This is a genomic window from Flavimobilis soli, assembly GCF_002564025.1.
Lineage (GTDB): Bacteria > Actinomycetota > Actinomycetes > Actinomycetales > Cellulomonadaceae > Flavimobilis > Flavimobilis soli.
On sequence record NZ_PDJH01000001.1, the window covers coordinates 640,334 to 666,021 of the forward strand.

Below are 25,688 nucleotides of genomic sequence, written 5' to 3' on the forward strand. Positions count from 1 at the left end.
GGACGAATGCCTCGCACGGGTGCGTTTCCTCTAGGCTTCACCCAGCCGACGAGGAGGAACCGTGACGACGACGCAAGTTCCGAGCACCCAGGAGCTCTGGGAGATCACCACCACGTGCGACGGGATCCGCGAACAGCTCTCTGGAGTGCTCTCGGGCAAGCCCGAGGTGGTGCTCACGACGATCGCCGTGATGCTCGCCGAGGGCCACATCCTCCTCGAGGACGTCCCCGGGGTCGGCAAGACGACGCTCGCCAAGGCGCTCGCCCGCGCGATCGACGGGCGCGTCGGCCGCATCCAGTTCACCCCGGACCTGCTGCCGAGCGACCTCACCGGAGTGAGCATCTACCGCGCGCAGCAGCACGAGTTCGAGTTCCGTCCGGGACCGATCTTCGCGAGCATCGTCATCGGCGACGAGATCAACCGCGCCTCCCCGAAGACGCAGTCCGCGCTCCTGCAGTGCATGGAGGAGGGCCAGGTCACGGTCGACGGCCGCACCTACTCGCTCCCCCGCCCGTTCCTCGTCGTGGCGACGCAGAACCCGGTGGAGATGGAGGGCACGTACCCGCTGCCCGAGGCGCAGCGCGACCGCTTCATGGCATGCCTGAGCGTCGGCTACCCGACCGCCGAGGCCGAGCTCGAGATGCTCGAGCGCCGCGAGGGGCGCGATCCCCTCGACTCCGTCCAGAAGGTCACCGACGCCGCGACGATCGAGCGTTTCGTCCAGACCGTCCACCGCATCCACGCCGCGACCGCCGTCAAGCGCTACATCCTCGACCTCGTCGCCGCGACGCGATCGACGCCCGCGCTGCGGCTCGGCGCGTCACCGCGCGCCTCGGTCCAGCTCCTGCGTGCCGCGAAGGCCGTCGCCGCCCTGTCGGGACGCGAGTACGTCATCCCGGACGACGTCCAGCTTCTCGCGCACCCCGTCCTGTGCCACCGCCTCATCCTGAGCCCGCAGGCCCGCGCGGGCGGGCAGACGACCGCGTCCGTCGTCGACGACGTGCTCGCCTCCGTCCCGGTCCCGAACCCGCACCACGCCTCGTGACCGTGCACCCCGCAGGCCTGACGCCGGCCCGCGTCCGGCTCACCGGCCGCGGGGTGGGGCTTGCGGCTGCAGGGGGCGCGCTGGCTGTCGGCGGGCACGTCGTCGACCTGTCGGCCGTCGCGCTCGCCGGGTGCGTCGTGGGGGTCGCCCCCGTCGTGTCCTGGCTCGCGCTGCGAGCCCGGCCGCTCGCGCCACGGCTCCGCGTGCGTCGCTCCCTCCAGCCGACGCCCGCGCACGCTGGTCAGGACGTGTCGGTCACGACGGAGGTCGGCCCTGCGCACCTGACCCCCTGGTCGGTCGCGGCGTCCCGCGCGCTCAACCTCGGCGAGGCCGTCCCCGCAGCGCTGCGTGGCAGCACCGTCCTGCGCGCCGCGGTCACACCCACCTCTCGGGGCACGTCGCTGCAGTACACGCTCCGCCCCCGGCAGCGCGGCCGCTGGCCCGTCGGCCCGCTCGCGACGCGCCGCTACGACGCCCTCGGACTCGCGACCGCGACCGAGCAGGTGGGCGACGCCGTCCCGCTCACCGTCTGGCCGTCCCTGCTGTCCGGGACGATCAGCGACACCGGTGCCCGGTCCGGCCTCACGCCGCTGCGCGCCGGCGCGAACGACCCGAGCGACGAGGACACGTCGCTGCGCACGTACCAGGCCGGCGACGACCTGCGCCGCGTGCACTGGGCCAGCGCGGCCCGCCACGGCGAGCTCATGGTCCGCACGAGCGAGGGCGCGAGCCAGGCGCCCGTCCTCGTCATCCTCGACGTCGCGTCGCTCGACAGCGACACCGAGCCCGGCTCGCAGAACCATGTGGCGCTCGAGTGGACCGTGTCGGTAGCGGCTTCGGTCGCCGTCAACCTCCTCGACTCTGGCCACCCAGTCCGCCTCGTCCTGTCCGACGGCGGTACCGCCCAGGCCGGCCTGCGCGGGGGCGACGGGCAGGCTGGCGCGCGCTGGGTCCGCTCGCGTGACGCGCAGGGCCGCGCGGTGCTGCTCGACCTGACGGTCGACGCGGGCCGCCGTGAGCCCGGTGACGAGACGTCAGGGACGCGAGACGACGTGCTCTCGAGCCTCGTGGGCGACAGCCAGCTCGGTGAGATCGTCATCGCCGTGACCGCGGCGACGAGCAGGGACGAGACGGCACCGCTCGCCGTCGTCGGCGGGACGGCGTCACGGCGCTACGCCATGGTCGTCCCGGCGGACGGCACCTCGGACTCCGTACCGACGCTGCTCGAGCACGGCTGGCGTGCAGCACTCCTGCCCGTGGGCAGCGACCTCGTGTCTGCCTGGGACGACCTGACGGGAGGGAATCGATGACCCGGATGAGCGCCCCGACGCCGTCGGGCATCCCCACGCCCGGCAAGGTCGTCGCCTCGGGCGCGGTCGTCCTCGCTATGACGGTCGCGTGCGTCGCGGGCCTCGACGGGCTGATCCAGCCAGGGGCGTGGCGCTGGACCGTCGGGGTGATCCTCGCGATCGTCACCGCGGTCATCGTCGCCGCGCGTCTCGCGCTGCGGCGCTGGGCCGGACCGGACGTCAGCACCGCCGCCAGCCTGACCCCGTCGCTCGCCGGACTCGCAGCCGGGCTCTGGCTGCTCGCCGCGCGCTTCGGCGGCAGCGCGCCGCGCGCGACGAGCGGCGACCTCGACCCCGTGGTCACTCTCGAGAACTTCCGGGGCCTCGCGCGGCTCGCGCGCACGGTCGAGGAGATCGCGGTCACGACGATCGCCCCGATCCAGCCGCTCGAGGCGATCGTGGCACTGTTCGCCGCGGGTGCCTGCCTCGTGCTCGTCCTCATGGACATGTTCGTCGCGGTGCGGGTCCCCGCCCTCGCCGGCCTCGCGACGTCGCTGCTCTGGCTCCCGTCGCTCATGATCGTCGGCGACGTCGCCACGTGGTCGGTCGTCGCGGTGACCGCTCTCCTGCTCGTCCTGCTCGCCGTCGACCGGCCATCCGTCGCGACCGCACGCACGGGACGCGCGACAGCGCGCGAAGCAGCGATCCCTGTCGCCGGAGCGGGCCTGACGGTCACGGCGGTCGTCGCAGCCGGCCTCGCGGTGTCGCTCGTCCTGCCGTCGCTCCCCTGGCGCGGCGCGGTCAGCGCTCCCGACCTGAGGACGGGCGTCGCGAACCTGACGGACGACCTCGACCTGCGCAGGAGCCTGCAGGAGCAGTCGACGCGCGAGGTGCTCACCTACACGGTGTCCGAGGGTGCTCCCCCGGTCGGGCCGCTGCGCACGACGTCGCTCCTCGACTTCGACGGCCGCCAGTGGCTGCCGTCCGACCCCGACACCGAGCCGGCACGCCCTGGCGACCTGCTGTGGCCCTCGCTCGCGGAGGGCAGCTCAGCGACGAGCTTCGCGCTCCGCATGCAGTTCGAGGGGCTCGCCTCGTCGACCGTGCCGGTACCGCTCGAGCCGCGCATGATCACGTCGGACCGGGAGATAAGCTACGACGCCAGCCGCGACGCTGTCGACGTCGCGGACAGGCTCAGCAGCGGCGACTCGCTCGAGATGACGGTCATGCCGCGCAACCTCGACCCCGACCGGCTGCGGGCCGGGTCCCCGCTGGAGCCCTCGCAGGGCTTCCCCAACCGGTTCGCGGACCCCGAGCTGATGGTCCCGGAGACGTCTCACGCGCCCGAGATCGCGCGTCTCGCGTACTCCGTCGTAGGCGACGTCGACAACCAGTACGACGCCGCCGTGGCTCTCCAGGACTACCTCCGGACGAGCCCGGAGTTCAACTACTCGCTCAGCGTGCCCGCGCCGACGTCGGACGACGCGGTATGGGACTTCCTCCAGGACGGCACCGGGTACTGCGTCCAGTTCGCGTCGGCGATGACGATCATGGCCCGCACCCTCGGCATCCCAGCGCGCATGAGCATCGGCTACCTCCCCGGGACGGTGGGTGCCGACGGCGTCGCGGTCGTACGCGGGCGTGACGCGCACGCGTGGCCCGAGATCTACTTCGACGACGTGGGCTGGGTGCGGTTCGAGCCGACGCCGGCGCTGCAGTCGGGTGCGCTGCCGACGTACGCGGCGACCGCGACGGAGACCCCCACCCCGACGGCGACCGAGACGCCGACGCCGACGAGCACGTCGCAGCGCCCGACGAGCAGCACGACCTCGGGGACGAGCACGACGGCGACAGCGACGGCGGCGACGTCCTCGTCGTCAGGGGCGAACGGGGCGCTCGTCGCGTCGCTCCTCGTCGTGCTGGTCGTGGCGGCGGGCCTGACCGTGATGCTCGTACGTCGCCGCGCGGTGCACGTCCACGTACGTGACGTCGAGGACGCGTGGTCGACGATCGTGCGCGCCGCGCGCACGGGCGGCATCGAGATCGACCCTGCCGCGACGCTGCGCGCTACGGCCGCCCACGTTGTTCCCGGGGGCGAGGCTGTTGGCGAGGTGGCTCGGCGCGTCGAGGTCGCGCGGTACGCGCCTGCGGCGCCCGCGGCCGACCGTGAGGAGCTCGACGGGCTCGTGCGGGCTGCCCTCGACGAGGTGCAGGCGCGGGTGTCGGCGCTCGCCGCTGCCGAGAACCGGACCAACCCGGCCGACGCGGGCGGCGCTCCTGGCTCGACGGTCGGGGACGCTGATCGGGGCGGCCCACGGGCGTGAGGCTGCGGGGCGGGCCGGTCAATTCGCTGAGGGAAGCCCGGGGTGGCGCCAGCGAGGCGAGCCGGTCAGCTCGTCGAGCACAGCCAGGGGCTGGGCGCGAGAGGGGTGCAGGCCAGATACAGGGCGATGCGCTCCCCCGGCTGCCCGGGGAGGTGAGGGTCAGAGACCTTCGTCGCGGCGGCGGTCCCAGCGCTCTTCCAGGCGGCTCATGAAGTCTCCGGACCCGCGCTTCTTCGCGGCCTTGGGCGTCTTGGAGATCTTGCCGTGGGCGTCGACGGTGCCGAGCGGGCCCTTCTTGGCGGTGGGGCGCAGGAGGGCGTAGGCGACTCCGCCGAACATGACGGCGAACCCGATGATCCCGACTGCGGGGAGGTCCGTCATGACACCGACGATGAGGAGGACGACACCGACGATCACGCCTGCGCCGGCGAGGACGAACCGGATGCCGGAGCGCGGCGCCGTGGGCGACATCGCGTTCGCGAGCTTGGGGTCCTCGGAGTACAGCTGCTGCTCCATCTGCTCGAGCACCCTCTGCTCATACTCTGAGAGCGGCATGAGCACCTCCTCGTGTCGACGCGCCGGACCTGTTCCACCTCAAGGATAGGTCGAGATCTTGGGCGGCGGTAGTCGCACGGCTCCGAGCACCGCTGCGCTCTCGGGCTCAGGAGGAGCGGCGCAGGCCGGAGGCTCCGAGGCTGATCGCGGCGCTGCCGAACTTTCCTCGCACCAGGTCGAGCGCGGCCTCGGCGTCCCGGCGCCCCTGGCTCGTCTCGAGGACGGCGTCCTCGAGAGTCGGCTGGCTCACGCTCCCGGCACGTTCCCGCAGGTCCTCGACCCGGATGCCCACGAGACGCACGTCCAGCCCTCGCAGGTCGACACCGGAGAAGAGCTCTCGCGCGACGAGGTAGACGTCCCGTGCGACATCGGTCGGCGAGCCGAGGGTCCGTGAGCGCGTGAGGGTCCGGAAGTCGCTCGTGCGCACCTTGAGGGAGACGACGCGCCCGACGACACCTTGGCGCCGGAGCCTGGTCGCGCAGCGGTCAGCGAGCTCGAGCAACCGGGCCTCGATCTGGGACATCTCGGACGAGTCCTCGCGGAACGTCACCTCGGCGCCGATCGAGCGCTCGACCTGCGTCGTCTCGACGGCCCGCGGGTCCCTCCCCCAGGCAAGGTCGTGCAGCCGGGCACCCGAGGCCTTGCCGACGACCCGCTGCAGCAGCGTCACGTCGGTGTCCGCGAGCTGGGCGACCGTCGTGATGCCGAACCGTTCGAGCGCTTCCTCGGTCTTGCCGCCCACGCCCCAGAGCGCCCCGACGGGCAGCGAGCGGAGGAACGGGACGGTCGCTGCCGCCGGGATCACGAGCAGCCCGTCAGGCTTGGCGTGCACCGAGGCGATCTTCGCGACGAACTTCGAGCTCGCCACCCCGATGGAGCACGGCAGGCCGAGCTCGGCCGCGACCCGGGACCGGATGTCGGCGGCGATGACCGACGGCGGTCCGAGACGGCGACGGGCCCCACGGACGTCGAGGAAGGCCTCGTCGACACTGACCTGCTCGACGACGCTCGTCACGTCACGGAGGATCCCCATGACTGCTGCTGACGCTTCCCGGTAGGCGGCGTGGTCCGGGCGGATGACGACTGCCTGGGGGCAGGCTCTCAGAGCGCGTGCCATGGGCATCGCCGACGACACCCCGAACGCTCGCGCCTCGTACGTCGCGGCGAGGACGACGGACCGCTCGCCGCCACCGACGATCACCGGCCGCCCGACGAGCTGCGGCTGGCGGACGAGCTCCACGGAGGCGAAGAACGCGTCCATGTCGACATGCAGGATGTGGCAGCCGTCGTCGGACGTACCCCACTGCCCGGGACGGACCGACGCCCGCGGCCCCCGGCTCACGAGGCCCTCACGACCGCCCGGCGAGCGCCCGTGGCGTCACCCGCGAGCAGGACGGCGACCGCGTCACGGAAGTCCTCGGCAGCCGCGAGCGCCTGCTCCGCGACCGCGGTGTCGACGGCGGAGAGGTCGCCCGCCTCGATCGCAGCCCGCACGCGGGCCGACCTCGAGAAGACCTGGACCCACTCGGCGAGCTCGGGGACGAACTCTCCCGCCAGCTGCCAGACGTTCCGGCCACGACCGCGTACCTTGGCGCGCCCACGCGCCTCGAGGATCGCACCAGCGGCGCGCAGCGCGGCGAAGTGGGCGTGCAGGAAGGTGTCGGCCGGGTCACTCGACAGCTGGGCCGCAAGGATCTCGGCGTCGCACCGCTCGAGGAGGCGGCCAGTTGCACGGCCGACGCGAGCCTCGGCACCTTCCGCGTCGGCGCGGACCGGGGAGACGGTCGAGGGGTAGGCAAGGACGAGCCGTCCGGCGGCCGGACCGCTGCTCTTGTGGATCGTCGTCATGTCCTCCACCTCCCACCTCAATGATCGAACATCTGTTCGATCGCGTCAACCCTTGGCTCCGTGCTGTGCCCGTACGGTTGAGCCATGGCTCGTTCGTCACGTCGACACAACCACGTCCCTCTGACACCGCAGGGCGCCGACCTGCCGGTCGGGCCCGTCGACATCGCCTCGGGGACGGTCGAGCTCGAGGTCGACCGCGACGACCCGCGCGCCGTCACCGTGCACGTCAACGGCGTCCCGAGCTCGTACGTCCACCTCGACGACCCCACCGTCCTCGCGTTCGAGTACATGCAGCAGATGGCGTGCCTGATCGATGCGCTCCCCGCCGGCCCGCTCTCGGTGGTCCACGTCGGCGCCGCCGGATGCTCTCTCGCCCGGTACGTCGCCTCGGCTCGTCCTGGCAGCCGCCAGCTCGCTCTCGACCCGGACCCGACGCTCCTCGAGCTCGTCCGCGGCTGGTTCGGCCTCCCGCGTGCGCCCGAGCTGCGGCTGCGCGCCCAGGACGGTCGCGAAGGCCTCGCGGGCCTGCGCGACTCGAGCGTCGACGTCGTCATCCGCGACGCGTTCGCACCCGACACCACCCCCACGCACCTCACGACGCAGCAGTTCCTCGCCGAGGTCGCGCGCGTCGTACGACCGGGCGGGATCTACCTCGCCAACATCGCCGACCGCGCTCCGCTCGCGCTCACCCGTGCTGAGGTCGCGACCGCTCTCGCCGCGCGCGAGGTCTCGCCCGAGAGCGACGGCGTGCGCTCACCGTGGCGCGACGTGGCGCTCGTCGCCGAGCCTGCGGTCCTCAAGGGTCGCCGCTACGGCAACCTCGTCCTCGTCGCCGCGCGCGCCGGCGCCGACGGCGCGCAGCGACGCTCCTGGCTCAGCGACGTCGACCGCCCGCTCCGGGTGTTGCCCGTGCCAGCGACACGGCTCGGCCGCGACGAGCTCGCCACGATGAGCGCGGGAGCAGCGCCTCTCGTCGACCCGCCCGACCCTGCGGCCGCCTGAGGGCGTCAGCCCTCGTCGTCCTCGACCGAGTCGCCCGGCACCGAGTCGTCGGGCGCCGAGTCGTCGTCACGGCCGGAGTTGTCGCCCTCGCTGCCGCCGCCGTCGAACGAGGCGGACGTCTGCTCGGCGAGGAAGCGCTCGAACTCAGCACCGATCTCCTCGGCCGTCGGGATCGGCACAGGCTCAGCCAGGAGGCTCGTGCGACCGACACCCTCGACGTACGCGTCGTACTGACGCTCGAGCGCGTGCACGACGCCGAGGATCTCCTCGGACTCGGACGCCTGCCGAGCGATCTCCTCGAGCGACTCCGTCGCCGCCTCCTCGAGCGCCTCGGCGTCGAGGTCGAGGCCCGTCGCGACCTCGATCCGGCGCAGCGCCGCGAGCGCTGCGGGGGCGAACTGCCCCTGTGCGAGGTAGTGCGGCACGTGCACCGCGAAGCTCATGGCGTCCGCGCCGGCCTCGCCCAGGCGGCGCTCGAGCAGGGCGCCGAAGCTCCCGGGTACGGAGACCCGGCCGAAGATGCGCGGCTGCACGCCGACAAGCTCGGCTCGGGTGGCGCTCGTCGTGGCCCCGACGGGCCGCGTGTGCGGGACCGCCATCGGGATGCCGTGGACGCCGACCGCGAGGCTCACGCCGAACTGGTCGACGAGCCCCTGGACCGCCGCTGCGACGCGCTCCCACTGCAGGTCGGGCTCGCGGCCGTGCATGAGGAGGAACCCGGTGCCCTCCGCGTCCTTCACGAGGTCGATGACGAGCCGCGGCTCGTCGTAGTCGGCCCAGTGGTCCTCGTCGAAGACCATCACGGGGCGGCGCGAGCGGTAGCTGAGGAGCTGGTCGACGTCGAACGTCACGAGACGACGAGCCTCGAGGCGGTCGCGCAGGTGGTCTGAGGTCAGCTCCGCGGTGCTCCCCGCGTCGACGAAGCCGTCGAGCACGTGGATGAGGACAGGCCCGTCCGCGCCAGGGCCGCTCGCCAGGCTGGCGGCGACGTCAGCGTCGAGGTGGTAGATGTCCTGCGGGTCGAGCACCGGCTCCTCCTGTGGTGTCGTCGGCTGCGTGCCCGCTCGTGCGGGCCGCACACGTTCCAACGACGCCCGGTGCCGGTTGATTCCCGAGGCCACGCGTCCGTCATAATGGTTGGCCGTGACCGACGAGGAGAGCACGAGGTGACCAGGTGACGGTCGACGACGGTCGGTCGGGGACGGCGGCACGTCCGCCAGAGGTGCTCAAGGAGCAGGCGGTCGTCGACGACCTCTACGCGCGGCTCGACGAGCTGCGCGCTCGCGCCCGCGCGCGACTGCGCGACGTGCGCCGGTCCGGCCCGTCGGGTTCGCCGCAGAACCGCTCCGAGCGCGACGCCTTCGCGACGCTGTACGAGGATCGCCTCGCGCAGCTCGAGGCGGTCGAGGACCGCCTCGTCTTCGGTCGGCTCGATCTCGCCGACGGCGGCGACCGCTACGTCGGTCGCATCGGTCTGAGCGACGAGGCGCACAACTCCCTCCTCACCGACTGGCGGGCGCCCGCCGCGCAGGCGTTCTACCGCGCGACGAGCGCGCAGCCCGACGGCGTCCTGCGCCGTCGGCACCTCGTCACGCGCGGCCGCGACGTCGTCTCGGTCGAGGACGAGATCCTCGACCTCGACTCGATCGACGAGCATGACACGACCCACCTGTCGGGCGAGGGCGCGCTCGTCGCCGCGATGGCGGCGGGCCGCACGGGGCGGATGTCGGACATCGTCGCGACGATCCAGGCCGAGCAGGACCGCATCATCCGCTCGCCGCTCGAGGGAGCGCTCGTCGTCCAGGGCGGCCCGGGCACCGGCAAGACGGCGGTCGCGCTCCACCGCGCCGCGTACCTCCTCTACGCGCACCGGCGGGTGCTCGAGCGCTCGGGCGTGCTGCTCGTCGGCCCGAGCGAGGACTTCCTCGGGTACATCGACCAGGTGCTCCCCTCCCTCGGCGAGACGGGCGTCGTGTCGACGACGATCGGCTCGCTGCTGCCCGGAGTCCGCGCGACCGCGGTCGAGGGCGACATCGCGGCGCGCCTCAAGGGCGACCTCGGCTTCGCGCGGTCGATCGCCCGCGCCGTGCGCGCCCGCCAGCGTGTCCCGCGCGAGGACGTGCGGCTCGAGCTCGACGGCGTGCCGCTCGTCATCCGGCGTGGCGACGTCGAGCAGGCGATCGACCGGGCGCGCCGCACGCGCAAGCCGCACAACCTCGCGCGGGCCGTGTTCGTCAAGGACGTGCTCAAGCGGCTAGCGACGCAGTACGCCGAGCACGTGGGCACGGACATGGAGCCCGAGGAGCGCGCGATCGTGCTCGAGGACCTGCGCTCGCACCGCGACGTGCGCGTCACTCTCAACCTCGCGTGGTTCCCGATCACGCCGCAGCGCCTCGTCGAGGACCTGTGGGTCAAGCCGCACCGCCTCGCGGAGGCGGCGCCGCACCTGAGCGCGGAGCAGCGCGCCGCGCTGCGTCGCGAGCCGGGCGCGCCCTGGACGGACGCGGACGTCCCGCTGCTCGACGAGGCGGCCGAGCTGCTCGGCGAGGACGACGAGGCGTCGCGCGCCCAGGCGCGCGCGGACGCGGAGCAGCGCAAGCGCGACGTCGAGTACGCCCAGCAGGTCCTTTCCCGCTCGGATGCCGGTGCGCTCGTGTCCGCGGAGATGCTCGCGGACCGCTTCTCGTCGGGTGGCTCGACGCTCACGACGGCGGAGCGCGCCGCGGCCGACAGGTCGTGGACGTACGGGCACGTGATCGTCGACGAGGCCCAAGAGCTCTCGCCGATGGCGTGGCGGATGCTGCTGCGCCGCTGCCCCACGCAGTCGATGACGATCGTGGGAGACGTCGCCCAGACGTCGAGCAGCGCGGGTACACGTTCGTGGTCGGCGATGTTCTCGCAGGTGCTCCGCCCGGGCTGGCGCCTCGAGGAGCTCACGGTGAACTACCGGACGCCGTCGGCCATCGCGGAGGCGGCCCAGCGGGCTGCGGTCGCGGCACGTCTTCCCGTCTCTCAGGTGACGTCGGCGCGCGAGGTGCCCGAGTCGCTGCACGTGGTCGCGCTCGTCGACGGCGAGCAGCAGCTCCGCGACCTCGTGTCCGACGCCGTCGCCCGCCACGTGCGTGCGGACGGCACCGGCCGCGTCGCCGTCCTGGCCGCGCCCGGACGCGTGGACCGCCTGCGCGAGGTGCTCTCAGACCCGGCTGACGGTGTGCGCACCCCCGTGCCGGACGCTCTGGTCGTCCTCGACGTCCGCAGCTCGAAGGGTCTCGAGTTCGACGCCGTCGTGCTCGTCGAGCCCGACGAGCTCGCTCCGTCGGACCTGTACGTGGCGATGACCCGCCCGACGCAGCAGCTCGTGCTGGTGCACTCGCGCGACCTGCCGGAGGGTGTCGTCCCGCAGCTGTGACGGGTCCAGCGGCTGGACGGGTTTGTGGGGCCCGTCGCGCCCGGCCGATACTGGCCGGGTGCAACGAGCCCTTCTGCTGGAGAATCTCCACCCTCTCGCCACCTCGATCCTGCAGGCGCAGGGCATCGAGGTAGTCACACGCACCGGCGCTCTCGACGAGTCTGAGCTCATCGACGCGCTGGACGGCGTGCACATCCTGGGTATCAGGTCCAAGACCACCGTCTCGCAGCGCGTGATCGAGTCCGCGCCGGACCTCATGGCGATCGGTGCGTTCTGCATCGGCACCAACCAGATCGACCTCGCGGCTGCGGCGCGTCACGGTGTCGCGGCGTTCAACGCGCCGTTCTCGAACACCCGCTCGGTCGTGGAGATCGCGATCGCCGACATCATCGCGCTCACGCGTCGCCTGACGGTGTTCAACGACGAGATGCACGCCGGGGTCTGGAACAAGTCGGCGGTCGGCGCGCACGAGGTGCGCGGCCGCACGCTCGGCATCGTCGGGTACGGCAACATCGGCACGCAGCTGTCGGTGCTCGCCGAGAACCTCGGCATGTCTGTCGTCTTCTACGACACCGCGGAGAAGCTCGCTCTCGGCAACGCGCGCCGCATGGAGTCGCTCGACGAGCTGCTCGAGGTCGCGGACATCGTGACGCTCCACGTCGACGGCCGCGCGGGCAACGCCGGCATGTTCGGTGCGGAGCAGGTCGCGAAGATGCGCCCGGGCGCGATCTTCCTCAACCTGTCGCGCGGTTTCGTCGTCGACTACGGTGCCTTGCGCGACGCGATCCTGTCCGGTCAGGTGGCTGGCGCCGCGGTCGACGTCTTCCCGACGGAGCCGAAGCGCAAGGGCGACCCGTTCACCTCGGAGCTCCAGGGCCTTCCGAACGTCATCCTCACCCCGCACACGGGCGGCTCGACCGAGGAGGCGCAGGAGGCGATCGGCCAGTTCGTCGCGACGAAGATCCGCGACTACCTGTCGACGGGCTCGACGACTCTGAGCGTCAACCTACCGAACCTTGCGCTCGAGCACGGCGACGGCGTCAACCGGCTCGCCTACCTGCACCGCAACGTGCCTGGAGTGCTGGCCCGCGTCAACCAGATCCTCGCTGCCCACGACGTCAACATCGAAGGCCAGCTCCTCGCGACGCGTGGCGAGCTCGGTTACGTCGTCACTGACGCCGAGGGCGCCATCCCCGCCGGGGTGCTCGACGAGCTCGGCGCGCTCGACGCGACGATCCGTCTCCTGCAGGTCGGCTGAACCAGAACGGTACGAGGGGCGCCCGGGATGTTCCCGGGCGCCCCTCGTCGTCTGCGCGGACGGTGTCAGCCGGACTTCCGGCGGAAGGTCCGCTGCGTCGGTCCGCTGGTCTCGGAGCCGTGCACCGCTCCGGTGTTCTGCTCGCTGTCACCGCCGGGGTGCTGGGCCGCGCTCTTGCGCTCGAGCGCCTCGCGGAACTTGTCCTTCACGTCCTGCGGCACTGCTGGGCGCTTGTCGTCCGTCATGCCTCACCTCCGTGTGTGTCGACGGGCCGCGTCTGCGACGCCTGCTCCCCAGCCTGCCCCGATCCTGACGGGTGCGCCAGGAGAAATCGCTGGGCAGAGGGCGCGGGCCTGGCCCGCGGCGAGACGATCGAGCCCGCAGACGGCGCCCGGGGCGAGGGACCTACTCGGTGACACCGACCTCGTCGGTGTCGACGACCTCGTCGTTCTGCGACTCAGCCTTCTCGCGGTCGGCACGCAGGGCGGTGATGGCGGCCTCGAAGTCCTCGAGCGAACCGAAGTCCTGGTAGACGCTCGCGAAGCGGAGGTAGGCGACCTCGTCGAGCTCGCGGAGCGGGCCGAGGATCGACAGGCCGATCTCGTTCGCGTCGATCTCGGCGCTGCCCGACCCACGGATGGAGTCCTCGACGCGCTGCGCGAGGATCGCGAGGTCGTCGTCGCTCACGGGCCGGCCCTGGCAGGCCTTGCGGACGCCGTTGACGACCTTCTCGCGGCTGAACGGCTCGGTCGCACCCGAGCGCTTGACGACCGTGAGGCTCGAGGTCTCGATCGTGGAGAAGCGCTTCTGGCACGCGGTGCACTGACGCCTGCGCCGGATGGAGAGGCCGTCGTCCGAAGTGCGGGAATCGATGACTCGCGAATCCTGATTCCGGCAGAACGGGCAGTGCATCACAGTCCTTCGCGACGGGCGGGGCGTACTCTCTCGCCGAATCTAGGTGGCGCACCACCGTGAAGCAAGGCAAACCGCCGCGCGAAGGGTGCTCACCTGATCACGGAAGGACGGGCACCACGAGCTGCTGACCGACCGACAGCTGGCTGCCGGAGAGCTGGTTGAGCTCCATGACGTCGTCCATGACGTCGCGGACGTCCTGCCCGGCCGGCGTGGCCGCGGATGCGATCTGCCACAGGGACTCCCCCGACGCGACGGTGTGGACGGTGACCTCATGCGGCGCCGCCGGAGCGTCAGCGTCCGCGCCCGATGCGAACAGGACGGCACCGAGCGCGACGACCAGCAGCGCGAGCAGCGAGAGCACGACGCGCCCACGACGCGTGAGGCGCAGCGGCGCCTCCGCCCGCGGCGGTCGCGCTGCGGAGACACGCTGCACGCGCGGGCGCAGCTCGACGACGACACCGGTGCGTGCGCCCGGCCCTGCGACCACCATGCTGCTCATCTGAACTCCGCTCCCGGCACCCCCCGGCGCCTGCTCCTCGAATCGAACACTTGTGCGTCGAACGCTTGTTCTATTTCTAGCAGCGCCGAGGACGCTTGTCGAGACACGATCGAACGGGTGTTTGAAACGTGTCCCGCGCTCCCCTACGCTGAAGCAAGAGCATCACGAGCCTCTGACACTGCGGTGCGGCGGTCTGGATGCCCGCCTGACCACCCGGGACGGCGACCGTCCGACGAGCAGGGAGCCGAGCGTGAACGAGACCAGGACGCGAGAAGCCGACGTGGATACGGGCGGAGAGGTCGTCGCCCTCGACGAGACCCTGACGCCGCGCCAGCGCGCCGTCCTCGAGTGCATCCGTCAGTCGCTCGAGGCGCGCGGCTACCCGCCCACGATGCGCGAGATCGGGGAGCGCGTCGGCCTCACGAGCCCGTCCAGCGTCAAGCACCAGCTCGAGGTGCTCGAGCGCAAGGGATTCCTCCGCCGCGACCCGAACAGGCCGCGCGCGATGGAGATCGTGCAGCCGCACGACGCACAGCTCGTCCCGCTCGACCGCGGCCCGGCCGAGGTGACCGCCCACCCGGCCCTCGCGCTCGCCTCCGAGGGCGCGGCGCCCGACGACAACCGCCCCGCGCCGTCGTACGTGCCGCTCGTCGGGCGCATCGCCGCCGGCGGCCCGATCCTCGCCGACCAGGTCGTCGAGGACGTGTTCCCGCTCCCCCGCCAGCTCGTCGGCGACGGGGACCTGTTCCTCCTGACCGTCGTCGGCGACTCGATGATCGAGGCGGCGATCTGCGATGGCGACCTCGTGGTCGTCCGCAGCCAGCCGGTCGCCGAGAACGGCGAGATCGTCGCCGCCATGATCGACGGCGAGGCGACCGTCAAGACGCTGCGCCGCGCGAGCGACGGCGTCTGGCTCATGCCCGCCAACCCGGCGTACCAGCCCATCCCCGGCAACGACGCGACCATCCTCGGCCGTGTCGTGAGCGTGCTGCGATCGCTCTAGCAGTCACCGCCCACAGCGGGCTGTCCAGACATGGCGCGGGCCCGGACCTCCAAGGTCCGGGCCCGCGTCACGTCTGCTTGCTCGCGTCCGAGCGGCTGAGCCACCGGGTTCCCGAGCGTCCGGGGTGCCGACCCTACGGTCGGCAGCGCGTCAGAACCCGAACTGCCGCGCGACCGAGCGCAGCTGGTCTGCCGACTTCTTCAGCCCGTCGTACTCCGAGTCCGACAGCGGGATCTGGAGCGTGTCGTAGATGCCGCGCCGGCCGACGATCGACGGCACCGAGAGGCACACGTCGCCGATGCCGTAGTAGTCGTCGAGCAGCGAGGAGACCGGCAGCACCGAGTGCTCGTTGTTGAGCACAGCCTCGATGATGCGCGTGCCCGCGAGGCCGACCGCGTAGTTCGTCGCGCCCTTGCCCTCGATGATCCGGTAGGCCGAGTTGGCCACCTCGTGCGCGATCGTGGCGCGGACCTCCTCGGTCAGCGGGCCGTGCTCGCCCGAGCGGTTCCACTCGAGGAGCGGCACCGCACCGATCGAGGCGGAGTCCCACAGCGGGATCTCAGAGTCGCCGTGCTCGCCCGCGATGTACGCGTGCACGTTCTGCACCGCGACGCCGCAGTGCTCGGCGATGAGGTAGCGCAGTCGCGACGAGTCGAGCACCGTGCCCGAGCCGAACAGCTGCTGGGGCGGCAGGCCTGAGATCTTGAGCGACGCGTACGTCACGACGTCGACCGGGTTGGTCACCATGATGTAGACCGCGTTGGGCGCGACCTCGACGAGCGGCGGGAGGATGTTCTTCATCAGGCCGATCGTCGCGCCTGCCAGGTCGATCCGGCTCTGGCCGGGCTTCTGCTTCGCGCCGGCGGTCACCACGACCACGTCGGCGTCGGCGCACACCGCGATGTCGTCCGACCCGATCACCTCGGCCTGCGGGACGAACTGGACGCCGTGCTGGAGGTCGAGCGCCTCGGCCTCGACCTTGGCCGCGTTGATGTCGTGCAGCGCGACGGTGCGAGCGGCCCCGCGCATGAGCGCGGCGTAGGCGAGCGTGGCGCCCACGGCGCCGGCACCGACGACGGCGAGCTTGGTCGTGCGGCGCGAGGGCTCGAGAGCCGGGTCAGGGGTGTGCGTTGACATCGTTCCTCCGGTTCGGACGTCGTCGCCGCGCGAGGGCACGCGCGGCTGTCGCCAGCCTAGCCAGCCAGGCGACGCAGCGCCGCGACGACCGTGTTGTGGTCGCTCGTCGGCCACAACGGGGGCATCGACCTGGTCAGGAACGTGCCGTAGCGTGCCGTGTGCAGCCGCGGGTCGAGGACGGCCACGACGCCCCGGTCGGTCGTCGAGCGCACGAGACGCCCCGCGCCCTGGGCGAGCAGGAGCGCGGCGTGGGTCGCGGAGACCTGCATGAACCCGTTGCCCCCGGCGGCGGCGACGGCCTCGGTGCGTGCCGAGCGCACCGGGTCGTCGGGGCGCGGGAACGGGATGCGGTCGATCAGGACGAGGCTGCACGCGGGGCCCGGCACGTCGACGCCCTGCCACAGCGAGAGCGTGCCGAAGAGGCACGCCTCCTCGTCCTCGGCGAACTGCTTGACGAGGGTCGGCAGCTGGTCGTCGCCCTGGCAGAGTATCGGGACGTCGAGGCGGCCGCGCATCGCCTCGGCCACGGCGTCCGCCGCGCGTCGCGACGAGAAGAGCCCGAGGGTGCGGCCGCCAGCGGCCTCGATGAGCTCGGCGACGACGTCGAGCTGCGCCTCCGTCGCCGGCTCGCGGCCCGGGGCGGGCAGGTGCTTCGCGACGTAGAGGATGCCTTGCTTCGCGTAGTCGAACGGCGTGCCGACGTCGATGCCGGACCAGCCGCGCACGGACGGCGGCTCGGGCTCGTCGCCGGACGCCGCGCCGTCCCGCGCGGTCGTCCCTGGCTCGCTGCCTGCCGGTCCGAGCAGACCGAGCGACCGCGCGACCGGCTCGAACGTGCCTCCGAGGCTCAAGGTCGCGGACGTGAAGATGCCCGTGCGCTCGGCGAGGAGGTTCGTCCGGACGAGCCCGGAGACGTTGAGGGGCGCGCTGTGCAGGCGCGTGATGCCGGAGGCGTCCCAGCCGCCGTCGGCGGAGCTGCGCGCGCTCCACAGGACGTCGTGCCCGGTCGGGTCCGCGGCCATGCCCTCGGCGACCTCGAACAGGACGAGCATCGCGGCCTGGGCGATCTTCGCGCCGCCCTCGGTCGCGTCCTTCTCGCCCGTGGCGGGCTTGAGCGCGGTGACGAGCTCTCGCGCGGCGTCGCGCACGTTCGCGACGGCGGCGCGGACGCCGTCGGGCAGGCCGCGCGGGAAGCGGCCCTCCGGGAGGTCCATGAGGGCGGCCCCGAGGTCCGCTGCAGCGCGGTCGAGGTCGGGCGTCGGCAGGCCTGCGTGCCGGCGCGCGAGACGCGCCGCGGCCTCGATCGACGCGGCGGAGAGCTCGGCGGTCGACTGGCTCGTGATGCGGTCGGCAAGCTCGTGGGCCTCGTCGACGACGAGCACGGAGTGCTCGGGCAGCACGTGCGTGCTGCCCGACGCGGCGATGCCGAGCATCGCATGGTTCGTGACGACGACGTCGGCCTCGCGGGTCTGCGCGCGCGCCTGCTCGGGGAAGCACTCGGACAGGAGCGGGCACTTCTGGCCGAGGCACTCGAGCGAGGTGACCGACACCTGGCGCCAGGCGCGGTCGGAGACGCCGGGGACGAGGTCGTCGCGGTCGCCCGTGCCGGTCTCCTCGGCCCAGGCGCGCAGGCGCAGGATCTCGGCCCCGAGCCGGCGCACAGGCGAGGCTTCCGCGTCGTCGGCGTCAGGCTCGGCGCGCGGCTCGTCGCCCGGGAGGTCGAACAGCGTCGCACCCGGCTCGTCGGACGGATAACCGCCCGCGAGGCGGTGCTTGCAGAGGTAGTTCTGCCAGCCCTTGAGCAGCGCGACCGCGGGCTTGCGCGGCAGGTGCGGGGCGAGCGCGTCGACGACGAGCGGCAGGTCGCGCGTGAGGACCTGGCGCTGGAGCGCGAGGGTCGCGGTCGACACGACGACGCGCTCCGCGTTCTCGACGGCGTGTGAGACGACAGGGACCAGGTAGCCGAGCGACTTACCCGTTCCCGTACCTGCCTGGACGAGCAGGTGCTCGCCCGTCGCGATCGACGTCGCGACGGCACGCGCCATGTCCTGCTGCCCGTGTCGGACGCTGCCGCCGAGCGCCTCGACCGCGGTCCCGAGGAGCTTGACCGCAGCGTCCGCGGCCTGCTCCGGGGTTCCCCTGCCGGCGTGGTCGTCGGTCCTGGGGGTGTCGGTCACCGGCACATCCTACGTGCGCGGGGCAGGCCGCGGGCGGCCCGTCCTCAGACCAGCGAGGCCGTCTTGAGCTCGGTCGCGAGCCCCTCCGCCGCACGGCCGCGCAGGAGCGTGCCGTCGGCCGTGTGCTCCTCGTGGTCGATCTCACCCTCGAGGTGCATCCGGTTGACGAGGTCGCCCCGCGTGTACGGCACGACGACCTCGACGGCGACGTCGGGGCGCGGCAGCGAGTCCGCGATGAGCTCGAGGAGCGCGTCGATCCCCTCGCCCGTGTGCGCCGAGACGACGATCGTGGACCGTTCCCGACCACGGATGCGGGTGATGACCTCGGGGTCCGCGACGTCGGCCTTGTTGAGGACGATCACCTCGGGGACGTTCTCGACGCCGGGGATCTCGGAGAGGACCTCGCGGACCGCGGCGATCTGTCCCTCAGGGTCGGGGTGGGACGCGTCGACGACGTGCAGGAGCAGGTCGGCGTCGCCGACCTCCTCGAGGGTCGAGCGGAACGCCTCGACGAGCTGGTGCGGGAGCGAGCGGACGAAGCCGACGGTGTCGGCGAGCGTGTAGACGCGGCCGTCCGCGGTCTGTGCGCGGCGGACCGTCGGGTCGAGGGTCGCGAACAGCGCGTTCTCGACGAGCACGCCTGCGCCCGTGAGGGCGTTGAGGAGGCTCGACTTGCCGGCGTTCGTGTAGCCCGCGATCGCGACGGCGGGGATCGCGTTGCGACGACGGGTGGCCCGCTTGGTGACGCGCGCGGGCGCCATCGCGGCGATCTCGCGGCGCAGCTTGGCCATGCGGTCGCGGATGCGGCGACGGTCGAGCTCGATCTTCGTCTCACCGGGACCGCGCGAGCCCATGCCCGCGCCGGCGCCGCCGACCTGGCCACCGGCCTGCCGGGACATCGACTCGCCCCAGCCGCGCAGGCGCGGCAGCAGGTACTCGAGCTGCGCGAGCTCGACCTGCGCCTTGCCCTCACGGGACTTGGCGTGCTGGGCGAAGATGTCGAGGATCAGCGCGGTCCGGTCGACGACCTTGACCTTGATGATGTCCTCGAGCGCTCGTCGCTGGGACGGGGCGAGGTCACCGTCGACGATGACCGTGTCGGCGCCGACCGCCGCGACGATGCCGGCGAGCTCGGCTGCCTTGCCCGAACCGAGGTACGTCGACGGGTCGGGGGTCTGCCTGCGCTGGAGGAGTCCGTCGAGGACCTGCGAGCCGGCCGTCTCGGCGAGGGCTGCGAGCTCGCGCAGCGACACCTCGGCGTCGGACGTGCTGCCGCCCGAGTAGACGCCGACGAGGACGACCTTCTCGAGGCGCAGCTGGCGGTACTCGACCTCCGTGACGTCCTCGAGCTCGGTCGACAGGCCGACCACCCGCTTGAGTGCGCTGCGCTCGACGAGGTCGAGCTGGTCGCCGTCGGCCGAGGTGTGGACCGTGCCTCCCGCGTCGAGCGCGGTACCCGCCCGAGCCAGCACCCGCGCGACGACGTCGTCGGCGATGTCACGCTCCTCGCGGGGCGTGGGCTCAAGGGTGGGGTTCGTCATGTGGTGCCTTCCGTGGTGGGGTTCCGGGCGCTGCGTCATGGACGGCGCCGCCCTTCAAGGTTCCCACGCTCGCGGGCACCGGGCGAGGGATTTCACGCAGGGCGTGAGCCACACCCGCCCGCCCGCGCGGTCCTCAAGCCTCACGTGGCGGCCGTAGGCTACTGACGCTGGACAGTCGTCACCGACCCGCAGGAGAGCTCGACGTGAGCAACGACCACTACTTCACGGCGCAGCCGGCGTCGAAGGACGAGCGCCGGCTCGTGAGCGTCCGTCTGGACGGCCGTGACGTCGAGGTCGAGACCGCTGGCGGCATCTTCTCCCCCGGTCGCCTCGACCTGGGCACGCAGGTCCTGCTGCGTTCCGTCCCGGAGCCGCCGCAGACCGGGAACCTGCTCGACGTCGGCTGCGGCTGGGGTCCCGTCGCGCTCACGCTCGCCCTGCAGGCGCCGGGGGCGGCGGTGTGGGCCGTCGACGTCAACGAGCGTGCGCTCGACCTCACGCGCCGCAACGCGGCGCGCCTCGGCCTCGAGAACGTCACCGCGTGCCGTCCCGAGGACGTGCCCGACGACGTCCGGTTCGCAGCGCTGTGGTCGAACCCGCCGATCCGCGTCGGCAAGGACGTGCTGCACGACCTCCTGCGGACGTGGCTCCCCCGCCTCACGGACGACGGCGTCGCGCACCTCGTGGTGCAGCGCAACCTCGGCGCCGACTCGCTGCAGGGCTGGATCGCCCGCGAGATCCGCCCGGACGTGACGCGTGCCGCGAGCGCGAAGGGGTTCCGCGTGCTGCGCGTCGGCCCTGGGACAGCCGCGGTGCCGGGGGCTACGCCGACGGAGTGACGAGCCCGGCGCGCAGGGCGTCGAGGTCGACAGCCCCGTGCGCGACGAGCACGGCCGGGCCCGCGAGCTCGACGCGCTGCTCGGGCAGCATGCGCACCCGGACTGTCCCGCCCGGGACGTCGACGAACCACGTGCTCGGCGCTCCGGCGCCGGCCCACGCGGCGACCGCGAGCGCGGCCGCGCACGCGCCCGTCCCGCACGAGCGGGTCTCGCCAACGCCGCGCTCGTGGACGCGCATGCGCACGTGCCCGACGGCGGTGCCGTCCGCGTCCTGCGTCTCGGCGCGCGGCACGACGTACTCGACGTTCGTCCCGGCGGGCGGCACGGGAGCGACCTCAGGGATCGTGGTGAGGTCGAGCCCGTCGAGCTCGGCGTCCGTCGCGAGGGCGACGACCGTGTGCGGGTTGCCCATGTCGACGCTCAGCGCGACGCGCACACCCTCGAGCCCGGTCGTGCGGACCTGTGCGTCGTAGCCGTCCGCGAGCGCTGCGGAGCCTCCGGGCAGGTGCCACCGCCCCATCTCGACGGCGTAGCTGTCGCCCTCGCGGTGCACGCGACGCACCCCGGCGCGCGTGCCGATCGCGAGCTCGTGGCCGTCCGACAGGTCGACGAGGCCCAGGTGCTCGAGGAACCGCACGAAGACGCGCACGCCGTTGCCGCACATCTCCGCGATCGAGCCGTCGGCGTTGCGGTAGTCCATGAACCACCTCGCCTCGGGATCCTCGTCGAGCACGGCGCGCCCTTCCGGGAGCGCGGCGCTCGGCACGACCCGGATGAGGCCGTCGCCGCCGATGCCTGCGCGGCGGTCGGTCAGGGCGCGGACGTCGTCGGGCGTCAGGGCGAGCCGGTCGTCCGGGTCGGCGACCAGGACGAAGTCGTTCTGCGTCCCGTGCCCCTTGGAGAAGGCCAGCTGCTGCGTCATGAGCCCAGGGTACGGCGCACCGGGACGGTGACGTCGACGGGGTCCAGGGCGCCGGCGTCCGCCCGCGCGACGACGTCGAGCGCCTGCTCGACGACGTCGGGAGCCTGCGCGTCGAGCCACACGATCCGCGGGTCGCGGCCGAACCAGCCCATCTGGCGACGGGTGAGCCTGCGGGTCGCGACGACGGTGCTCTCCTGGGCGGTCGCCTCGTCGATCTCGCCGTCGAGCATCGCGAGCACCTCCGCGTAGCCGACGGCGCGGCTCGCCGTGCGGCCCATGCCGCGCTCGCGCAGGGTGCGGACCTCGTCGACGAGACCGTCGCGCCACATACGCTCGACCCGCGCCTCGACGCGCGCGTCGAGCGCGGCGCGGTCGTGGTCGAGGCCGATCTGCACGGTCGGCAGGACGTACTCCTGGAGCGGGAGATGCGCGCTGAACGGCTCGCCCGTGATCTCGATGACCTCGAGCGCGCGCACGATGCGCTTCGTGTTGCCGGGCCCGATGCTCGCGGCGGCCTGCGGGTCGCGGCGGGTCAGCTCGTCGTGCAGGACGCGCGTGCCCTCCTGCTCGGCGCGCCGTTCGAGCGCGGCACGCACGTCGGGGTCGGTCGGCGGGAAGTCGATGTGGTCGAGCAGCGCACGCACGTAGAGGCCCGAGCCGCCCGCGACGACCGGACGGGCGCCCCGCTCGAGGACGCGTGCGACGTCGGCCCGCGCCTCGCGCTGGAACGCCGCGACGGACGCCTCCTCCGACGGGTCGATCACGTCGAGCTGGTGGTGGGCCACCCCGCGGCGCTCCGCGACGGGCACCTTCGCCGTGCCGACGTCCATGCCTCGGTAGAGCTGGAACGCGTCCGCGTTGACGACCTCGCCCTGGGCGCCGTCGCGCTCGGCGAGCCTCAGCGCGAGCTCGATCGCGAGGTCGGACTTCCCCGTCGCCGTGGGTCCGACGACCGCGACGACGACGCGTGCTGCGGCGTCGCTCGCGGGGTCCTGTCCGTTCGTCCTGAGCACCCCGACACGGTACCCGAGGGTAGGGTGACGACCATGGCCTTCTGGACGCGCGACTCCCGCCGCGGGCCGTCCGAGGAGCCCGACGGCGCAGGTCAGGAGCCCTCGGCCGGCCCCGCCCTGTCCCCGCTCGACCTTCCGGACGAGCACCCCACGACGACGGACCCCGCCGTGTTCCCGCGGCCGGTCTCGATCGACCGCGTCGCGGAGGACCTGCGCCGCCGCGGCGCCGGTTTCTCCGTCGCCGACCGCACCGGCGAGCTGACCACCCTGTGGGGCACGCGCTCGTTCGTCCTCTCGACGCTCGGCGACCCGCCCACGATCCTGCAGGTGCGCGGCCAGTGGAACCGCGAGGCGTCGATCTACCACCTCGACGACATCCTCGCGTTCTGCAACGACTGGAACATGCAGCGCTTCTGGCCGAAGTGCTACGCCCAGGTGCGCGACGACGGCGCCGTCCTGGTCCGCGCGGAGAACGCCTACGACCTGCACGCGGGCATCAACGACGCGCAGCTCAACCAGCTCGTCAGCTCTGCGTTCGCGACGACCGCGACCTTCTTCGCCGGGCTCGACGCGCGGTTCCCCGACCCGCTCCTCGAGGCGGGCGCATGAAGGGCCTGCCGCTGCGCCGTCGTGCGGGCGAGCCGGAGCCGTCCGGGCCTGTCCCGATCCCGTTGACGCGCGCCCGCATCGCGGCGTTCCTCGACGGCGAGGGCTACAAGCACGTCATGGACGACGACGGCGACCTCGCCGCGAGCTGGAACGGCAACCCGTTCTGGATCATCGTCTCGGGCGAGCTCGAGGAGGTCCTCCAGGTGCGGGGCCGCTGGGCGACGACGGCCCCCGTCGACGCCCGCACCTCGCTGCTGCACGTCGTCAACGGCTGGAACCGCGACCGGTTCTGGCCCAAGGCCTACGTGCGCGAGGAGGGCGGCCGGCTCGCCCTGTACGGCGAGTGGTCGACCGACCTCGCTCACGGTGTGACCGACGACCAGCTGGCGAGGTTCGTCCTGACGGGCCTCGCGACGACGCTGCAGCTCTTCGACCACGTCGCCGCGACGCTGCCGCCGCCCGACGTTCCCGACGCGGGCTGAGCCCGTTCGCGCTTCCCGGTGCGCACCGGCGTTCGGACACTTACCTCATGGCGCCCACCTCCTGGCGCCAACGTCCTGGCGCCGACCTCCTGGCGCCGAGCGTCAGACGTCGGCGTGCAGGGCGGCCGAGCACCCGGCGCGGACCGTGCCGCCCTGACCCGCAGCACCGCGGGCGCTGCCGGAGGTCAGGCGCGGCGGACCGTGGGCAGGCCGAGCGTGATCGGGCCCACCGAGGCGGGCGCGGCGCCGTGCGAGTGGTCGTCGCCGCCGAGCCCGAGACGGGCGCGCTCGCGAGCGACCCAGGCGTCGCCGGCGCGCGTGCGGCGCACCTCGTAGACGTCGTCGACCTCGCTGCGGTCCGCGACGAGGTGGTGCGGCGCCGTGCGGGTCACGCGCGTGACGACGAGGTCGCCCGGCCGCGGCAGGCGCGGGTCGAGCTCCTCGGCGAGGCGGGCGTCCGCCGCGCCAGCGCCACCGCCGACGCGCGCCACGCCGTCGGGCAGCGCGACGTGCACGAGACGGTTGTCACGGGCGCGGCCCGTGACGCGGTGCGACGCGTCGTCCTTGCGCCCTGCGCCCTCGCCGACGAGCACCTCGACGGTGCGGCCGAGCTGGCGGGCGGACTCCTCCTCGCTGATCCGGTCCTGGAGCGCGACGAGGCGCTCGAAGCGCTCCTGGACGACCTCCTTCGGGAGCTGGTCCGGCAGGTCCGCCGCCGGCGTGCCCGGGCGCGGGGAGTACTGGAACGTGAACGCGTTCGTGAAGCGCGCAGCCTCGACGACGCGCAGCGTCTCGAGGAAGTCCTCCTCGGTCTCCCCCGGGAAACCGACGATGATGTCCGTGCTCACCGCGGCGTCGGGCAGCTGCGCGCGCACCTTGTCAAGGATCGCGAGGAACTTCTCCGAGCGGTACGAGCGCCGCATCGCGCGCAGGACCCGGTCCGAGCCGGACTGCAGCGGGAAGTGCAGCTGCGGCATGACGTTGTGCGTCTGCGCCATCGCGTCGATCACGTCGTCCGTGAAGGCTGCGGGGTGCGGGCTCGTGAAACGCACGCGCTCGAGCCCCTCGATCTGACCGCACGCGCGCAGCAGCTTCGCGAACGCGCCGCGGTCGCCGAACTCGACGCCGTACGAGTTGACGTTCTGGCCGAGCAGCGTGACCTCGATCGCGCCCTGAGCGACCAGGGCCTCGACCTCGGCGAGCACCTGGCCCGGGCGACGGTCGCGCTCCTTGCCGCGCAGGTGCGGCACGATGCAGAAGGTGCACGTGTTGTTGCAGCCGACGCTGATCGACACCCAGCCCGCGTACACGGACTCGCGCCGCGTCGGGAGCGTCGACGGGAACACCTGAAGCGACTCGGCGATCTCGACCTGGGCCTTCTCGTTGTGGCGCGCCCGCTCGAGCAGGACCGGCAGGGCGTCGAGGTTGTGCGTGCCGAAGACGACGTCGACCCACGGCGCCCGCTCGACGATGCCCGCGCGGTCCTTCTGCGCGAGGCAGCCGCCGACGGCGATCTGCATGCCCGGGCGCGACCGCTTCATCTCGGCCAGCTGGCCGAGGTTGCCGTAGAGCTTGCTCGCCGCGTTCTCGCGGACGGCGCACGTGTTGATGACGACGACGTCGGCGCGGCTCGCTGCCTCGTCCGCGGCGGACGCGCGCACGTAGCCGGCCTGTTCGAGCATCCCGGCCATGTGCTCGGAGTCGTGCACGTTCATCTGGCAGCCGAGGGTGCGCACGGCATAGGTGCGCACGTCGGCGGTCGCGTCGACGGCGGGCAGGACGGGGGTCTCGGTACGTGTGGACATCTCTCCCAGTTTACGG

Annotated in this window: 23 protein-coding genes; 10 read left to right on the top strand and 13 right to left on the bottom strand. The window is 72.8% G+C overall.

From position 1 onward, the window contains the following. Positions 1–61: 61 nt before the first annotated feature. From ATL41_RS02930 to ATL41_RS02940, 3 genes are read left to right on the top strand one after another with little or no spacing between them, the layout of a single operon-like run. Positions 62–1,045 (top strand): AAA family ATPase, encoded by a 984-nt coding sequence (locus ATL41_RS02930; RefSeq protein WP_098457128.1) that lies wholly within the window; start codon positions 62–64, stop codon positions 1,043–1,045. Beyond that, entirely contained in the window at positions 1,042–2,355 is a 1,314-nt protein-coding gene (locus ATL41_RS02935; RefSeq protein WP_098457129.1) for a DUF58 domain-containing protein, read from the top strand. Before ATL41_RS02930 ends, ATL41_RS02935 begins: the two co-directional genes overlap by 4 nt. A 5-nt stretch (positions 2,356–2,360) precedes the next feature. Next, positions 2,361–4,658 carry a transglutaminase TgpA family protein gene (locus tag ATL41_RS02940; protein WP_169924484.1) on the top strand — a complete coding sequence of 766 codons (2,298 nt, stop codon included), beginning with the start codon at positions 2,361–2,363 and terminating at the stop codon, positions 4,656–4,658. 159 nt (positions 4,659–4,817) lie between these two features. Here ATL41_RS02940 and ATL41_RS02945 read toward each other — a convergent pair whose 3' ends face one another. The 3 genes from ATL41_RS02945 to ATL41_RS02955 form a co-directional block, all read right to left on the bottom strand. After that, a complete protein-coding gene (locus ATL41_RS02945; RefSeq protein ID WP_098457131.1) occupies positions 4,818–5,213 on the bottom strand; it encodes a DUF3040 domain-containing protein in 396 nt (131 codons plus the stop codon). A 106-nt stretch (positions 5,214–5,319) separates the two neighbouring features. Further along, positions 5,320–6,474 (bottom strand): DNA polymerase IV, encoded by a 1,155-nt coding sequence (gene dinB / locus ATL41_RS02950; RefSeq protein ID WP_245854588.1) that lies wholly within the window; start codon positions 6,472–6,474, stop codon positions 5,320–5,322. A 77-nt stretch (positions 6,475–6,551) separates the two neighbouring features. Beyond that, positions 6,552–7,061: an SAV_6107 family HEPN domain-containing protein gene (locus ATL41_RS02955; protein ID WP_143556554.1), complete on the bottom strand. Its 510-nt coding sequence runs from the start codon at positions 7,059–7,061 to the stop codon at positions 6,552–6,554. A gap of 84 nt (positions 7,062–7,145) precedes the next feature. On the opposite strand from ATL41_RS02955, the gene ATL41_RS02960 reads away from it, so the two are divergent. Then, the gene (locus tag ATL41_RS02960) at positions 7,146–8,063 is read left to right on the top strand and encodes a spermidine synthase (RefSeq protein WP_098457134.1); all 918 of its coding nucleotides are present in this window, start codon (positions 7,146–7,148) and stop codon (positions 8,061–8,063) included. 5 nt (positions 8,064–8,068) lie between these two features. On the opposite strand, the gene ATL41_RS02965 is transcribed toward ATL41_RS02960, so the two are convergent. Next, positions 8,069–9,091 (bottom strand): PAC2 family protein, encoded by a 1,023-nt coding sequence (locus ATL41_RS02965; RefSeq protein WP_098457135.1) that lies wholly within the window; start codon positions 9,089–9,091, stop codon positions 8,069–8,071. Positions 9,092–9,237: 146 nt separating this feature from the next. On the opposite strand from ATL41_RS02965, the gene ATL41_RS02970 reads away from it, so the two are divergent. Both ATL41_RS02970 and serA read left to right on the top strand, forming a co-directional pair. Next, entirely contained in the window at positions 9,238–11,472 is a 2,235-nt protein-coding gene (locus ATL41_RS02970; protein WP_098457136.1) for a HelD family protein, read from the top strand. A 58-nt stretch (positions 11,473–11,530) separates the two neighbouring features. Continuing rightward, complete coding sequence (gene serA / locus ATL41_RS02975; RefSeq protein WP_098457137.1) at positions 11,531–12,730, top strand: phosphoglycerate dehydrogenase; 1,200 nt, start codon at positions 11,531–11,533, stop codon at positions 12,728–12,730. A gap of 65 nt (positions 12,731–12,795) precedes the next feature. Here the strand turns inward: serA and ATL41_RS02980 are convergent, their stop codons facing one another. From ATL41_RS02980 to ATL41_RS02990, 3 genes are all read right to left on the bottom strand, one after another. Then, positions 12,796–12,975: a DUF5302 domain-containing protein gene (locus tag ATL41_RS02980; protein WP_098457138.1), complete on the bottom strand. Its 180-nt coding sequence runs from the start codon at positions 12,973–12,975 to the stop codon at positions 12,796–12,798. Positions 12,976–13,135: 160 nt separating this feature from the next. Beyond that, positions 13,136–13,642 (bottom strand): transcriptional regulator NrdR, encoded by a 507-nt coding sequence (gene nrdR, locus ATL41_RS02985; RefSeq protein WP_098457139.1) that lies wholly within the window; start codon positions 13,640–13,642, stop codon positions 13,136–13,138. A gap of 100 nt (positions 13,643–13,742) precedes the next feature. Continuing rightward, positions 13,743–14,144 (bottom strand): LysM peptidoglycan-binding domain-containing protein, encoded by a 402-nt coding sequence (locus ATL41_RS02990; protein ID WP_098457140.1) that lies wholly within the window; start codon positions 14,142–14,144, stop codon positions 13,743–13,745. A gap of 280 nt (positions 14,145–14,424) precedes the next feature. Here ATL41_RS02990 and lexA point away from each other — a divergent pair, with 280 nt between their 5' ends. Then, positions 14,425–15,147 carry a transcriptional repressor LexA gene (gene lexA, locus ATL41_RS02995; protein ID WP_245854876.1) on the top strand — a complete coding sequence of 241 codons (723 nt, stop codon included), beginning with the start codon at positions 14,425–14,427 and terminating at the stop codon, positions 15,145–15,147. Positions 15,148–15,297: 150 nt separating this feature from the next. On the opposite strand, the gene ATL41_RS03000 is transcribed toward lexA, so the two are convergent. Genes ATL41_RS03000 through hflX form a run of 3 tightly spaced genes read right to left on the bottom strand, consistent with a single transcriptional unit; the run spans position 15,298 to position 20,002 of the window. Beyond that, entirely contained in the window at positions 15,298–16,284 is a 987-nt protein-coding gene (locus tag ATL41_RS03000) for an L-lactate dehydrogenase (protein WP_098457142.1), read from the bottom strand. A 56-nt stretch (positions 16,285–16,340) separates the two neighbouring features. Further along, a complete protein-coding gene (locus tag ATL41_RS03005; RefSeq protein ID WP_245854589.1) occupies positions 16,341–18,461 on the bottom strand; it encodes an ATP-dependent DNA helicase in 2,121 nt (706 codons plus the stop codon). A gap of 44 nt (positions 18,462–18,505) precedes the next feature. Continuing rightward, a complete protein-coding gene (hflX, locus tag ATL41_RS03010) occupies positions 18,506–20,002 on the bottom strand; it encodes a GTPase HflX (protein WP_098457143.1) in 1,497 nt (498 codons plus the stop codon). 203 nt (positions 20,003–20,205) lie between these two features. On the opposite strand from hflX, the gene ATL41_RS03015 reads away from it, so the two are divergent. After that, on the top strand, positions 20,206–20,841 hold the full coding sequence (locus ATL41_RS03015; protein WP_098457144.1) for a class I SAM-dependent methyltransferase: 636 nt from the start codon (positions 20,206–20,208) through the stop codon (positions 20,839–20,841). On the opposite strand, the gene dapF is transcribed toward ATL41_RS03015, so the two are convergent. Together dapF and miaA are read right to left on the bottom strand one after the other, a co-directional pair. Next, positions 20,825–21,763, bottom strand: a complete 939-nt coding sequence (gene dapF, locus ATL41_RS03020; RefSeq protein ID WP_098457145.1) for a diaminopimelate epimerase — start codon at positions 21,761–21,763, stop codon at positions 20,825–20,827. The genes ATL41_RS03015 and dapF overlap by 17 nt on opposite strands. Continuing rightward, positions 21,760–22,776 carry a tRNA (adenosine(37)-N6)-dimethylallyltransferase MiaA gene (miaA, locus tag ATL41_RS03025; RefSeq protein WP_098457146.1) on the bottom strand — a complete coding sequence of 339 codons (1,017 nt, stop codon included), beginning with the start codon at positions 22,774–22,776 and terminating at the stop codon, positions 21,760–21,762. The genes dapF and miaA overlap by 4 nt, the downstream gene beginning before the upstream one ends. Before the next feature lie 33 nt (positions 22,777–22,809). Here miaA and ATL41_RS03030 point away from each other — a divergent pair, with 33 nt between their 5' ends. Together ATL41_RS03030 and ATL41_RS03035 are read left to right on the top strand one after the other, a co-directional pair. After that, positions 22,810–23,385, top strand: a complete 576-nt coding sequence (locus tag ATL41_RS03030; protein WP_098457147.1) for a type III secretion system chaperone family protein — start codon at positions 22,810–22,812, stop codon at positions 23,383–23,385. Then, complete coding sequence (locus ATL41_RS03035; RefSeq protein WP_098457148.1) at positions 23,382–23,867, top strand: YbjN domain-containing protein; 486 nt, start codon at positions 23,382–23,384, stop codon at positions 23,865–23,867. The genes ATL41_RS03030 and ATL41_RS03035 overlap by 4 nt, the downstream gene beginning before the upstream one ends. A 185-nt stretch (positions 23,868–24,052) precedes the next feature. On the opposite strand, the gene miaB is transcribed toward ATL41_RS03035, so the two are convergent. Next, positions 24,053–25,672, bottom strand: coding sequence for a tRNA (N6-isopentenyl adenosine(37)-C2)-methylthiotransferase MiaB (gene miaB, locus ATL41_RS03040; protein ID WP_098457149.1), 1,620 nt, complete (start codon positions 25,670–25,672; stop codon positions 24,053–24,055). Between the last annotated feature and the right edge of the window lie 16 nt (positions 25,673–25,688).